Source organism: Sorangium sp. So ce385, from assembly GCF_051474135.1.
Lineage (GTDB): Bacteria > Myxococcota_A > Polyangia > Polyangiales > Polyangiaceae > Sorangium > Sorangium cellulosum_D.
Genome location: NZ_CP150337.1, coordinates 11,807,910 through 11,820,202, shown reverse-complemented (window position 1 = coordinate 11,820,202; position 12,293 = coordinate 11,807,910). Strand labels below are relative to the sequence as shown.

At 71.8% G+C, this 12,293-nt stretch carries 11 protein-coding genes; 4 read left to right on the top strand and 7 right to left on the bottom strand.

The features are described 5' to 3' along the window. Positions 1 to 48 precede the first annotated feature (48 nt). Positions 49 to 1,047 carry a formylglycine-generating enzyme family protein gene (locus tag WME83_RS43265; RefSeq protein WP_437315549.1) on the top strand — a complete coding sequence of 333 codons (999 nt, stop codon included), beginning with the start codon at positions 49 to 51 and terminating at the stop codon, positions 1,045 to 1,047. Positions 1,048 to 1,056: 9 nt separating this feature from the next. Here the strand turns inward: WME83_RS43265 and WME83_RS43260 are convergent, their stop codons facing one another. After that, a complete protein-coding gene (locus WME83_RS43260) occupies positions 1,057 to 4,170 on the bottom strand; it encodes a glycoside hydrolase family 3 protein (protein WP_437315548.1) in 3,114 nt (1,037 codons plus the stop codon). A gap of 126 nt (positions 4,171 to 4,296) precedes the next feature. Next, positions 4,297 to 4,662: a hypothetical protein gene (locus tag WME83_RS43255; protein WP_437315547.1), complete on the bottom strand. Its 366-nt coding sequence runs from the start codon at positions 4,660 to 4,662 to the stop codon at positions 4,297 to 4,299. 456 nt (positions 4,663 to 5,118) lie between these two features. On the opposite strand from WME83_RS43255, the gene kduI reads away from it, so the two are divergent. Both kduI and WME83_RS43245 read left to right on the top strand, forming a co-directional pair. Further along, positions 5,119 to 5,964, top strand: a complete 846-nt coding sequence (gene kduI, locus WME83_RS43250) for a 5-dehydro-4-deoxy-D-glucuronate isomerase (RefSeq protein ID WP_437315546.1) — start codon at positions 5,119 to 5,121, stop codon at positions 5,962 to 5,964. A 279-nt stretch (positions 5,965 to 6,243) separates the two neighbouring features. Further along, positions 6,244 to 6,945: a tRNA-uridine aminocarboxypropyltransferase gene (locus tag WME83_RS43245; protein ID WP_437315545.1), complete on the top strand. Its 702-nt coding sequence runs from the start codon at positions 6,244 to 6,246 to the stop codon at positions 6,943 to 6,945. Between the two features lie 15 nt (positions 6,946 to 6,960). On the opposite strand, the gene WME83_RS43240 is transcribed toward WME83_RS43245, so the two are convergent. The 4 genes from WME83_RS43240 to WME83_RS43225 all read right to left on the bottom strand — a co-directional run bounded on the left by WME83_RS43240 (position 6,961) and on the right by WME83_RS43225 (position 9,618). Continuing rightward, positions 6,961 to 7,848, bottom strand: coding sequence for a CAP domain-containing protein (locus WME83_RS43240; RefSeq protein ID WP_437315544.1), 888 nt, complete (start codon positions 7,846 to 7,848; stop codon positions 6,961 to 6,963). 298 nt (positions 7,849 to 8,146) lie between these two features. Further along, entirely contained in the window at positions 8,147 to 8,431 is a 285-nt protein-coding gene (locus WME83_RS43235; protein ID WP_437315543.1) for a hypothetical protein, read from the bottom strand. A 183-nt stretch (positions 8,432 to 8,614) separates the two neighbouring features. After that, positions 8,615 to 9,130: a hemerythrin domain-containing protein gene (locus tag WME83_RS43230; RefSeq protein WP_437315542.1), complete on the bottom strand. Its 516-nt coding sequence runs from the start codon at positions 9,128 to 9,130 to the stop codon at positions 8,615 to 8,617. Between the two features lie 278 nt (positions 9,131 to 9,408). After that, positions 9,409 to 9,618, bottom strand: a complete 210-nt coding sequence (locus WME83_RS43225) for a hypothetical protein (RefSeq protein ID WP_437315541.1) — start codon at positions 9,616 to 9,618, stop codon at positions 9,409 to 9,411. Positions 9,619 to 9,976: 358 nt separating this feature from the next. Here WME83_RS43225 and WME83_RS43220 point away from each other — a divergent pair, with 358 nt between their 5' ends. Further along, on the top strand, positions 9,977 to 11,272 hold the full coding sequence (locus WME83_RS43220) for a hypothetical protein (protein ID WP_437315540.1): 1,296 nt from the start codon (positions 9,977 to 9,979) through the stop codon (positions 11,270 to 11,272). A gap of 19 nt (positions 11,273 to 11,291) precedes the next feature. On the opposite strand, the gene WME83_RS43215 is transcribed toward WME83_RS43220, so the two are convergent. Next, entirely contained in the window at positions 11,292 to 12,155 is an 864-nt protein-coding gene (locus tag WME83_RS43215; protein ID WP_437315539.1) for a class I SAM-dependent methyltransferase, read from the bottom strand. Between the last annotated feature and the right edge of the window lie 138 nt (positions 12,156 to 12,293).

The following is a 12,293-nucleotide window of genomic DNA, read 5'->3' as shown; positions in this document are numbered from 1 at the left end:
TGAGCCCTGCCCATGGAATGGGAGCAGGCATTGACCAGTGGACGATCGATGATCTCGCTTGCCCGTCCTTGCCACACCGTCGGTATCGCCTTCTTCGGGCTGCTGTTCTCGGCAGGTTGCACCGCGGGCGAGACGATCGCGAACGACCGGGGCAGCGGCCGCGCGGACGCTTGGGGTGGAACGGCGCCGAGCTGCGCCGGGCTGCCGGCGACCTGCGGGCCATCGGGGAACGAGGACTGCTGCAAGAGCCTGCGGGTCCCCGGCGGGACCTTCGCTCGAAGCTACGACGGCGTCGACTATGTGGACCGGAGCTATCCGGCGACGGTGAGCGACTTCTACCTCGACAGGTACGAGATCACGGTGGGTCGGTTCCGGGCGTTCGTGAACGCCGGCATGGGCACGCAGGCCAGCCCGCCTGGGCACGGCACGGGCGCACATCCGAAGATCCCAGGCTCTGGCTGGAGCTCCGCATGGAACACCAAGCTGCCCCAGAACACGGCTGCCCTGAAGGACGCCCTGCGCTGCATCGTCCATCAGAGCTGGACGGACACGGCGGGGAGCAACGAAAATAGGCCGATCAACTGCCTGGACTGGTACGAGGCGTTCGCGTTCTGTGCGTGGGACGGGGGACGGCTGGCGACGGAGGCGGAGTGGAACTACGCGGCCTCCGGGGGCAGCGAGCACAGGTACTATCCGTGGTCGAAGCCAGCCACCTCGACGACGATCGATGACAGTTACGCCGTCTACTGCGGCGGCACCTGCAGCCTACGGGACGTCGGATCGAGGTCGCCCAAAGGCGACGGGAAGTGGGGCCAGGCCGACCTGGGCGGGAACGCGTGGGAATGGACGCTGGACTGGGACCCGGTCGAGTACCCGATGCCATGCCATGACTGCGCCGCTGTGACAGCAGGCTCCTACCGGGCTTTCCGGAGCGGCAGCAACGACGAGCTCGCCCCGACGCTGCGGTCAGCCACCCGCCACGTCTACTACCCCGAGCACCGAGGCAACATCGGGGCGCGCTGCGCCAGGATCCCTTGGTTCGACTAGACTAGAGGCTCAGAACGTGCAGGTCGGCGTGGGGCCGGCGGTGAAGGGCTCCCAGCGGATGTCCTCGATCGCCACGTCCATCGGCGACTCCGAGTAGATGAGGAAGGGCGTGTTGACGTTGGTGATGTCGAGCCCGCTGTCCGTCAGGCACTTCAGCGGGACGGAGACCTCGTGCCACTCCCCGTCCGCGATGGAGGTCAGCGTGTTGGCGATGTTGATGTCGCCCAAGCAGGGATACACGCAGTGGGCCGACAGCGTGACAAGCGCGCCCTCGGGCGGAGCATCGACGCGCGCCCGGAAGACGATCGAGGTCTCCGAGTTGTAGTAGGGCGACAGATCGACCCCGGGCGAGCCCGCCGAGACCTGCGCGTAGATCTGGCCCGTCGCGCTCCAGGTCACCTGCTTGGCGCTCCCCTGGATCTCGCCGTCGACCGTGCTCACGCTGACCTCGCCGCCGGGCAGGGTGGCCCCCATGCCCACGTCGACGCCGCCCCAGTTCGAGGGGCCGCCGATGCGCAGCACGTAATCGCCCTTCTCGTCGCCATCCACGAAGATCTCGAGCGGCTCGTTGGTGGTGCCGGCCGCCCCCGGGTCCGGGGCCGCGCAGCCGTGGCCCGTGGAGACCTCGGGCAGATCGTCGCCGAGCGCGTCGGCGTCGGTGGTCACGAGGCCATAGCCGTACGGGAAGAGCGGCGTCTCGCCATCTCCGTTGTTGATGGGCGTCTGGCAGTCGGCCGAGGGCCACGAGAACGACAGCTTGCCCTGGAACTCGTGATCGCCGAAGAGCACGTCGGCGACGCCGCCGCCCTCGCTGCCCGGCAGCCAGGCCGCGACGAACGCGTCCGACCGGTTGAGCTCCTTGTTGGTGTGGAGCGGGCGGCCCGACACGAACACCGTGACGATGGGCACGCTCGGCGCCCGGGCGCGGATGGTGTCGATGACGGCGAGGTCCTCGGGGTGGAGGTTCGCGTGCTCGAGCGTCTCGAACTTGCCGATGTCGCCCTGGCCCTCGGCGTAGGGCGTCTCGCCGATGACGACGATCGCGACGTCGAAGGTGTCGGCCGCGGCGGTGCCGTCGGCGCTCAGGGTCGCGGTGCCGCTCATCCCGGCGCCCGCGATCGTCTCGCGGATGCCGGCGTAGATCGACTGCGCGTTCGGGAAGTCGGCGTTGGTGTTGCCGGTGCCCTGCCACGTCAGCGTCCAGCCGCCGGACTGGTTCTGGATGTTGTCCGCGGTCTTGCCGGCCACGAGGACGTTCATCGCCTTGCTGAGCGGCAGGACGCTGCCCTTGTTCTTGAGCAGGACGAGCGACTTGCGCACGGCCTCGCGCGCCACGGCGCGGTGCTCCGGCGCGGCGAGGAGCGCGGCGTCGCCGGCGACCGACCGGGCCGAGGGGGCGCCCTTGTCCGCCCTGGGGCCGAGGAGGCCGGCCTGCATCTTCACGCGCAAAATCCGGGTCACCGCGTCGTCGATGCGGGCCATCGGGATCTCGCCGCTCTCCACCTGGGCGATGGTGTTCTCGATGAACGCCCTCCAGTCGTTGGGCACCATGATCATGTCCACCCCGGCGTTGATCGCCGCGGCGCACTGCGCGTTGGTGCAACCCGGGAGCTGGCCGTGCCCGTTCCAGTCGCCGATGACGAAGCCGGTGAAGCCGAGCTGGCCCTTGAGGATGTCGGTGAGCAGGTACCGATGGCCGTGCATCTTGTCGCCGTTCCAGCTGCTGAACGACGCCATCACCGTCTGCGCGCCCGCCTCGATCGCGGAGAGGTAGCCCTGGGCGTGGATGTCGCGCAGCGCCTCCTCGGAGCAGACGGTGTTGCCCTGGTCCTTGCCCTGCTCGGTCCCGCCGTCGCCCATGAAGTGCTTGGCGGTCGCGACCACGTGTCTGTCGCTGAACAGATCCTCGCTCTCGGCCGGCCGGCCCTGGAGGCCCCGGATCATCCGGCCCGCGTAGCTCTTCACGATCTCCGGATCCTCGGAGTAGCCCTCGTAGGAGCGGCCCCACCGGTCATCCCGCACCACGGCGAGCGTGGGGGCGAAGGCCCAGTCGAGCCCGGTGACGGCGACCTCGGCGGCGGTGATGGCGCCGATCTGCTCGATGAGATCGGGATCGTTCATGGCGCCGAGCCCGATGTTCTGCGGGAACAGCGTCGCGCCGATCACGTTGTTGTGGCCGTGCACCGCGTCCACGCCCCAGAGGACGGGGATGCCGAGGTGCTCGCCGGGCGCGCCGCTCGTGTCGGTGGAGGCGGTGTAATAAGCGTCGGCGAGGGTGACCCAGTCGGCCACGGTCGCGTGCTTCGAGCGGCCCGGCCAGGAGCCGCCGCCGTTCAGCACCGAGCCGATGTGGTACTCCCGGACCTGGTCCGGCGTGATCGCCAGGATCTCGGCCTGGACCATCTGGCCGACCTTCTGCGCCGCGCTCATCTGCGCGAGCAGCTCGGTGATGGCGTCCTCGATCTCGGGGTCGAGCGGGATCTCGCTCGTCACGGTCGGCCATTCGACCGACGCGCTCTCGCCGCCCGCGCCGCCGGTCCCGCCGGTGCCGGTGGTGGTGCCCGCGGCCTCGCCGCCCGCGCCGCCCGCGCCGCCGGTCCCGCCGGTGCCGGTGGTGGTGCCCGCGGCCTCGCCGCCCGCGCCGCCCGCGCCGCCGGTCCCGCCGGTGCCGGTGGTGGTGCCCGCGGTCTCGCCGCCCGCGCCGCCGCCTCCGCCGGTGCCGGTGGTGGTGCCCGCGGTCTCGCCGCCCGCGCCGCCGCCTCCGCCGGTGCCGGTGGTGGTGCCCGCGGCCTCGCCGCCCGCGCCGCCGGCCCCGCCGGTGCCCGCGGCCTCGCCGCCCTCGCCGCCGGTGCCCGCGGCCTCGCCGCCGGCCCCGCCGGTGCCCGCGGCCTCGCCGCCCGCGCCGCCGGCCCCGCCGGTGCCCGCGGCCTCGCCGCCCTCGCCGCCCGCGCCGCCGGTGCCGGTGGTAGTGCCCGCGCCGGAGCCGCCGGTGCCGGTCGTGGCGCCGCCGCCTGTCCCTGTCGGGTCAGCCGGGGGATCCGTGGAGTCGTCCCCGCAGGCGGGGACAGGGGTGGTCAGGGCTGCGAGCAGCAGCCATTTTGTGTATCGGTTCCAATGCTTCATGCGGCCCGCATCATGCCCGATCCGGAGCCAAATGGGGGCGCCACGACAGGGATGAGCTGGGCGCTGCTGGCGGGATCTCTGACGCACGGAGCTTGGGCGCACCGCACACCGGCGCGCTCACGCGCCTCACCACCAGCCGATGTCCTGGATGATGGTGCCGATGTCGCCGTGCCGCACGATCGCGCGGTTCTGGCGGATCTCGTAGGATTTCGGCGAGCTGTCGACGATGTCCTGATCGAAGGTGTGGCACTCGAGCTTGTAGGTGCCCGCGCCCTGCATCAGCGCGCCCTTCAGCATGATGTACGTGTCGTTGTGACGGCTCCTGAGCCGCTCGATCGCCTCCGTGCTGGCGTCGATGAGCAGCTCGAGGTGGACCGTCTTCTCCTGCTTGCTGTGCGACGCGTCGAACGCGAGGTTGACGACGATGCCGGCATCGAGCAGCGCATCGATATTGGACTTGGAGAACGTCTCGTACACCATGAGCTTCGCCATCGCGCGCTCCTTTCAAGATGTGCTCGTAGATGTACCACGGCACGGGACGCCGGGCCGAGGGGCATCGGCGCAGCGCGGCGCCGGGCCCCCGGGGTTGCCCGCGGCATCGAGCTCTGCGGTGCCGCTGCCATGATCTCTCGCGCCTCCAAGCCCGCGGGCTGTCAACCACGCCTGTCAACCGGTGCAAGCCGCGGTTGACAGCACGCCCGGTTCTCAGCTGCCATGAGCGGAAAATTCCACCCAAGCGCCGGTCGGCGCGTGTTTCCTCCCGTCGATCCGGCGTGTGGCGCAGCGCTGGAACGCCCTGTGCATCTCGGTTCGCGACTCGCTCGGCGGTGGACGTCGTGAGCGGGCGGCAGGACGGCTCCTGCCACGCCATCCAGCCTCCGGCTCCTCGCGCGCTCCCGGCGCTCGCGCCCTCGGCTCCCGTGGCGCGGCGCGCTTCAAGGATGGATCATGTTCAACAAGACTTATCAAGCCACGCACCCGGACATGATGAAGGGCGCGGACAACCAGGCGCTCCGCGACAAATATCTCGTGCAAGGCCTGTTCGCTCCCGGCCATACCCGGCTGAGCTATTCGCATAACGAGCGCTTCGTGATCGGCGGGGCCACGCCCACGAAGGAGACCCTGACGCTGCCGGCCCAGACCGAGCCCAAGAGCGCCAAGGGCCGTCCTTTCCTGGAGCGCCGCGAGCTCGGGATCGTCAACGTGGGCGGCGCCGGCCGCGTCACCGTCGACGGCAAGGCCTACGACCTCAAGCCCCGCGACGGGCTCTACGTGCCCATGGGCGTCACCGACGTGACCTTCGACAGCGCGGACGCCGCCGCGCCGGCCAAGTTCTACCTCGCCAGCCTGCCGGCCCACACCGCCTTTCCGGTGACCAAGATCTCGATCGAGCAGGCCAAGCCCCTGGAGCGCGGGTCGCCCGAGCAGTCCAACGAGCGCACCATCTATCAATACATCATCCCGGGCGTGTGCCAGTCGGCGCAGCTGCTCCTCGGCGTGACCTTCCTCAAGCCGGGCAGCGTGTGGAACACCATGCCGCCGCACCTGCACGACCGCCGCTCGGAGATCTATCTCTATTTCGGCCTGACCGGCGACAACCGGGTATTCCACTTCATGGGCCAGCCCGACGCCATGCGCCACCTCGTGGTCGGCGACGGCGAGGCGGTGATCTCGCCGCCGTGGTCCATCCACATGGGCGTGGGCACCTCGAACTACGGCTTCATCTGGACCATGGGCGGCGAGAACCTCGATTACACCGACATGGACGTGCTCGACGTCTGCCAGCTGAAGTAAAGCGGGTGGTGGCCGGATTCGAACACGAAGGCGGGAAGGCGGGAAGAAAAGATCATCGATCTTCCTGTCTTCCCGCCTTCATGTGAATCACTCCGGGGCCCGGCCGCCCGGTAGGCAGCCGGCCGGCCGGGGCGCAGGTCGCGCGCACGAGGGCGCGCGAGGCTCCGCGCTCGGCGGGAACAGGAGCGAGTCGCGGGGCGCGCTCGATGTGCCCGGGCGGGGAGGGGCCATTTGACCGGGGAGGGCTGCGCGTGCGAAAACGCCCGGTCCCGAGCCGAGATGACGTTCATCCCGCTGCAGCCGCCCGATCTGCCCCCCATCCGCGCGCGGGGGACGCCGCGCTGCCGCGGCTGTGGTCTGCCGCGATCGATGTGCCTCTGCGGCGCGCTGCCCCGGCTCGCGGTGCGCACGCGCGTCGTGCTGCTCACCCACCGCATCGAGCGCACGAGGAGCACCAACACGGGCCGGCTCGTCGCGCGCCTGCTCGAGGGCGCGGAGGTGCGCGTGCGCGGCGAGATCGCGCCGCGGGCGCGGCCGCCGTTGCCGGAGGGGCGCCGGCTCGTGCTGTATCCGTCGCCCGGGGCGCGCGCCCTCTCGCCCGACGACGCGCGCGGCGGGCCGGTGGTGCTGCTCGTTCCGGACGGCAACTGGAACCAGGCGCGCCGGGTCGTTCACCGCGACGCGGACGCGCAGGGCGCCGAGCCGGTCGCGCTGCCGCAGGGCGCGCCGAGCCGCTACGGGCTGCGGCGCGCCCCGCACGAGGGCGCCCTGTCGACGCTGGAGGCGGTCGCGCGCGCGCTCGGCTTGCTCGAGGGCGCGGAGGTCGAGCGGCGAATGATGGAGGCGTTCGACGTCTGGGTGCACCGCGCGAGGTGCGTGCGGCTCACCGGAAAGCTCACGGACGGGGCCGCGGCCCCGGGCGCCGAGGACGGCTCCGAGGTCCTCCTCGGGCGTGAGGTCGACGACGCGGAGAGCGGGTGAGCGGCCGCGCGCCGGTCACCGGAAGTTCTGCACGGCCCAGACGCTGCCGTCCGGGAACGTGTGGAATCCGCAAGCCACCTTGGTATACGCGGTGCTGCTCATGTTGATGTAGTGGCCGTGTTTGTTGAAATCCTCGCCGGGCCCCTCGTCCCACATGAGCTGCAAGCACGGGACGATCATCGATTCGGGCGGGCCGTTCCAGCCGGGGCACTCATTTTGAGCCCGCTCGTCGCAAGCGCCGAACGCGCCGTGCGCCTGGCCGGTGTTTCCGTCGGACTCGGACTCTTCATCGGAGCACGACTCCGCCTCGGTCCAGCGCGCGAGGGGCGGCAGGCCGAGCGTGGCGCGGTGCTGGTTGATCGTATCGACGCACAGTTGCGCCGCGCCGGTCGGGTCGTCGTTGCCGCCGGCGCCGCTGCCGGATCCGCCGGCGCCGCCGGTGCCCCCCGCGGGTGCGCCGCCGCTGCCGCCGGCGCCCGCGGTGGTGGAGCCGTCGCTGCCGCCGGTGCCCCCCGCGGGTGCGCCGCCGCTGCCGCCGGCGCCCGCGGTGGTGGAGCCGTCGCTGCCGCCGGTGCCTCCCGCGGGTGCGCCGCCGCCAGCGCCCGCGGTGGTGGAGCCGCCGCCGCCGGGGCCCGCGGTGGTGGAGCCGGCGCTGCCGCCGGGGGGCGAGCCGCCCGCGCTGCCGCCGTCGCCGGCGCCCGCGGCGGCCGAGCCGCCGCTGCCCGCGGTCGCGCCGCCGCCCGGCGGTCCGCTGCCGTCCTCGATGCCGGCACCGCTCGTCGGCCCGTCGCCTTCGCCCTCGGGCGGCGCGCTGCCAAGCTCGCCGATGCAGCCCGACAGCACAGAGGCCATGAACGTCGCGGCGAGCGCGATGGCGTAGGAGTGAGTCGAAGGGTTAAGCATGTGCTGAGTCTATGGTGCTTTGGACTCATGCTCAACTTCGACCGATCGTGCTGGACTTTTGTAGATTCAGAGCAGTTTTGGCGCAGCTGGTGAGCGTGCGGCGTTTCTGTGCGGAGGAAAGTGCGGGTGTCGCACAGGGGGTGCGTCTGTTGGTGTTGGTTTCAGTCGAGCGGGATAAGTGCATGTGTCCGGGCGGAGAAAAAACACGACGCCGAGGCGGTCGGGAGAGGAGCGCGCGAGGAAGGCTCTCTCTCTCCTCCTCCGTCGGCGTCCTTGGCGTCCTTCGCGTCTTGCCGGCTCAGCGCCCTTCGCCCGCCGGCCGAGGCGCGCCCCGCCGCCGCTGTAGATAGACGATCAGCGCGCCGGCGAGGGCGTTCGCGGCCATGAGCAGGTTCGTCGCCACGAAGACCCAGTTCTCGACCAGCCAGCTGTAGACGACGAACCCGACCGAGGCCGCCAGCTGGCCGAGGAAGAGCCATTTGGAGACACCCTCGCTCGTCTTGCTCTTCCACTGCTTGTGGACCTGCTTGCCGACGGTGAGGACGAGGATGATGGAGCTGATCCAGCCGATTGCTTCTACCATGGTCGACCGCCGAACGGCCGCTCGCGCGCCCCGGGCCGGCGCGCCGCGCGCCCTCCTGAACGCCCACAAAACGGCCACGGGGGCAGGGAGGACGCAGGGCCTTGGCCGTCCCTGCGTCCTCCCTGCCCCCGTGGCTCGGCCCCGGTCCGTCGCGCGCTTCGCCCTGTGCGCGCGCAGGCCTCGTCAGGCCGGGTTCGCGCCGTTCGCGTGCTTCGCGTGGCTCGCCTTGTCCGCCGACGTCTTCTTGTAGCCCGCCGGCAGGAGCGCCTCGTACCCCTCGGCCAGCCGCTGCTCGAACTCCGCCTTCAGCTCCTTGCCGAGCTCCATGAGGCGCTTCTCGTCGACGGCCTCCTCGACCTTGGGGAAGAGCTCTTCCTCCTCCTCCTCGACGTGGTGCTGGATGAGCTCCTTCAGCGTCGTCACGCGCGCCTTGAACGAGATGTCCTCCGGGTCCGTCGCGAGCAGCCGCTTCAGGGCGAGCTCGGCGATCGCGTGCTCCTCGTAGCTCTCGAGGATCAGGTCCTCCTTGATCTGCCGCACCGCGGGATAGAAGCTCTCCTGCTCGATCGCCATGTGCGCGGCGAGCTCGTTGGCGAGCTCGGCGAGCAGGGGCGCCGGCTCCGCCTTGCCGCTCTCGAGCTGCTTGAAGATCGACTCCACCTTGCGATGCTGCTTCTCGAGCAATGATGTCGCTTTCATTTCCTGCCTCCACTCTGCGAGCCGCGCCGCGGCGCGGCGGGGGTCCTCTGGGTTCAACCTTCGGCCGCGGGCGCCTCGCGCGCAGGCGCTCCGGCCAGCTTTCTTCACAGCGCAGCGCCGCCGAGGGGCCGGCGCTGCCAGACACCGATCAGCCTGAACGCTTACGAATGAAGAGATTCGAACCACAGAGACACAGAGGGCACAGAGTCATTTCGTTGTTCCTCTGTGCCCTCTGCGCCTCTGTGGCTCGATTTCTCGGTTTCAACCCGTTTGTCGCGCTAGTCCGTCTTGTCCTCGACCTTGTCGCCCGCCTCCTCGGCGGCGTCGCCGGTCGACTCCGCCGCGTCCTTCGTCTCGTCCTTGACGTCGCGCGCGGCGTCGTCCACGGCCTCGCCCGCCTTCTCGGCCGGGCCCTCCGGCTGAGGCTTGCTGCCACCGCAACCCAAGACCACGCCGCTCAAGAGCAGCGACAGATACAGAGTTCTCACGGTACCTTCTCCTCCGAGCCCGAACGCGACCAGCGGCACCTCGCCCCGGGCGCGCTCGGCGGTTCTTCGACGACTCTCACGCTTGCTTCAGCCTCTTCCGCTCAGCAATGCCCGGGCCAAGCGGGGGCGAGCGCCCGCGCGTCCTCCTCCGCGCCGCGCGCGCCCGCACCGGCGCGCGGTCCCTGAGACATATCGCCTCGACCGTGGCGTCCTGCGACGCGCTACGGCCGCCCGATCCCCGGGGCGCGGCGATCCGCGCGGGCGCCCGGCGCGGGCGCCGGCGACGCCGCGCCCCGGGGCGCGCGCATTCGCTTGGCCTCGCTGCCGATCGGCGCAAGAATCCGCCCCGGGACGCGACATGATCCACGACATCGCCCGCGCGCTCAGCGCCATCTTCACAGGCGAACGAGCCCGCCTGCTGCACGTGATCGTCCCGGCGCACGTCCACGGGCACACGCTGGCGCTGCTGCGAGCGCTCGGCGAAGCAGGCCCGGCGCCCCGCCCCGTCTGGGTGCTGGCCGACCCGGTCTACGGGCCCAGCCGTGGCTGGGCCGCCCGCGAGCGCTCGCTGGCGCGCGAGCTCGGCGCCCCGGCGGCGGCCGAGCCGCCCGCCTCGACCCCGGAGCCAGGCCCCCTGCGCGAGCCGCTCGACGCCTTCGCGGGCGCGCTCGCGGCCCACCTCGCCGCCCGCGCGCCGGACGCGACCGCCGTCGTCGTGCTCTCGCCCCAGCACATCGACGACCCCCGCGCGTACGCCCGCGACGTCCTCTGGCTGGCGCAGCGGCCCGAGCTCGCGCTCGTGCGCTGGGTCCTCGTCGATCCGGTCCACTCGAGCGTCGGCGACCTGCTCGCGCGCTTCGGCGAGGGCGCGTCCCGCGTGGTGTGGCCGGAGGCGGACAGCGCGGCCATGATGGATGTCGAGCGCCTGCTCACCGATCTCTCGGCGCGCGGGCAGCGCCTCCCCGCCGACCTCGAGATTCGCATCGCGCCCGACTCCCCCCTTCGCGCGCCGGATCTCCTCCCCGCGCGGCGCCTCCTGCACGAGGCCGACAAGTGCTTTCAAGCGGGGCGGCACAACGAGGCTGCGCAGATCCAGCGGCAAGCCGAGGAGCTGCTCGCGGGTCGCGGGCTGGGCGAGGAGGCCATCCACGTCGCCATGCAGCGCGCGCGCTCGCTGATCGCCGCGGGCGTGGTCGACGAGGGACATCGGGTGTTCGTCGCCGCGCTGAAGGAGGCCGAGCGGCGCGGGCTGTCCGCGATCGTCCCAGAGGCCTACGCCTCGCTCGGCAGCCTGCACAGCAAGCAACGGCGCTTCCTCGACGCGTCGGAGGCGTACGCCCGCGCCGGCGAGCTCGCGGACCGCCGCGGCAGCCACGAGTTCGCGGCGGACATGCACCGCTGCGCCGGGCACGCGGCGCTCAACGCCGACATGCCGGACGCCGCCGCGAAGGCGTGGCGGCGGGCGTTCGAGCTGCTCGGCTCGGTGGCGCCGACCGTGGGCGCGCTGGACAAGCCCCAGCAGATCGTGATCCTCGGCCTCGCCCTCGCCGACGTCTTCGAGACGCACGGCAACCTGCCCGCCGCGCGCGGGCTGCGGGGGCACGCCGAGGCGATCGAGACCCGCAATCCGCGGCGATCGGAGACGTGGAGCTGACGAGGGCGCGCGCCGATGGTCAGCCCGCGCCGGGGCGCTCGGCGACGAGGAGCCGCAGGTTGGCGGCGGGGTTCTCCGGGGCGAAGGGGGCGCCGAACCGACGGGCCCAGTCCGCCGCGCCGGTGTCGCTCGAGGCGCGGAACCCGGCCCGCTCGACCTCCGCGCGCATGACCTCGCGCCGGCGCAAGCCGACGAGCGGCTCGCTCCAGAGGCGCGTGACCAGCTGTCGCAGGAAGGCGAGGCGGCGCGGGCCGCCGGGCTCCATGTAATTGACGAGGAGGACGCTGCCCGGCGCCGACGCTTCGGCGAGCGCCCGCAGCGTCGCCCGGAGCGCCTCGTCCGACAGGTACATCACGACCCCTTCCCATACCCACGCGGTGGGCTCGTCGGGACGATGGCCGGACGAGCGGAGGCAGGTGGAGAGCGCGTCGCGCTCGAAGTCGACCGCGACGTACGTCAGCTCCTCCACCACCGGCGACAGCGCCGCCGCCTTGCCCCGCTTGAGCGCCTGCGTCGCCGGGTGATCGATCTCGAAGAAGCGAGTCGCCGAGAGCGCCTTCATCCGGAATGCGCGCGTGTCGAGGCCCGCCCCCAGGCTCGCGACCTGACGACACCCGCGCTCCACGGCGCGCTCGAGCTCGACGTCGATGGCCATCACGCGCAGCGGGACCGCGGAGAGCCGGGCCAGGACGCGCGCGCGCTTCGCGGCGTCCATGCCCCGGATCCGCCGCGCGAGCAGCGCCAGCGCGGCGCTCCACCCGGGCGACAGGAGCCGGTGCACGACCGGGTCCTCGAACCCCGGTACATCGGTCAGGCCCTGATCCGCGAGCGCCCGGATGAGCGCGATGGAGGAGGCGGTCTGGCTGGGACGACGCGCGCGCATGACGGCTGTATAGCGTCGGCCGCCGACGACTCAAAGCGCGAGCGACTCCGGACCGCGAACACGGAAGCGCCCCGCCGGGAGGCGCGGTGAGCTGGTCCGCCCGTGATGCGGCCTCCTGGGAGTCCCGCTAGGCTGAGC

Excerpts from the sequence above, each read along its gene's own strand:
- WME83_RS43265 (WP_437315549.1), top strand. The coding sequence starts at position 49 with ATGATCTCGCTTGCCCGTCCTTGCCACACCGTCGGTATCGCCTTCTTC.
- WME83_RS43260 (WP_437315548.1), bottom strand. The coding sequence starts at position 4,170 with ATGAAGCATTGGAACCGATACACAAAATGGCTGCTGCTCGCAGCCCTG.
- WME83_RS43255 (WP_437315547.1), bottom strand. The coding sequence starts at position 4,662 with ATGGCGAAGCTCATGGTGTACGAGACGTTCTCCAAGTCCAATATCGAT.
- kduI (WP_437315546.1), top strand. The coding sequence starts at position 5,119 with ATGTTCAACAAGACTTATCAAGCCACGCACCCGGACATGATGAAGGGC.
- WME83_RS43245 (WP_437315545.1), top strand. The coding sequence starts at position 6,244 with ATGACGTTCATCCCGCTGCAGCCGCCCGATCTGCCCCCCATCCGCGCG.
- WME83_RS43240 (WP_437315544.1), bottom strand. The coding sequence starts at position 7,848 with ATGCTTAACCCTTCGACTCACTCCTACGCCATCGCGCTCGCCGCGACG.
- WME83_RS43235 (WP_437315543.1), bottom strand. The coding sequence starts at position 8,431 with ATGGTAGAAGCAATCGGCTGGATCAGCTCCATCATCCTCGTCCTCACC.
- WME83_RS43230 (WP_437315542.1), bottom strand. The coding sequence starts at position 9,130 with ATGAAAGCGACATCATTGCTCGAGAAGCAGCATCGCAAGGTGGAGTCG.
- WME83_RS43220 (WP_437315540.1), top strand. The coding sequence starts at position 9,977 with ATGATCCACGACATCGCCCGCGCGCTCAGCGCCATCTTCACAGGCGAA.
- WME83_RS43215 (WP_437315539.1), bottom strand. The coding sequence starts at position 12,155 with ATGCGCGCGCGTCGTCCCAGCCAGACCGCCTCCTCCATCGCGCTCATC.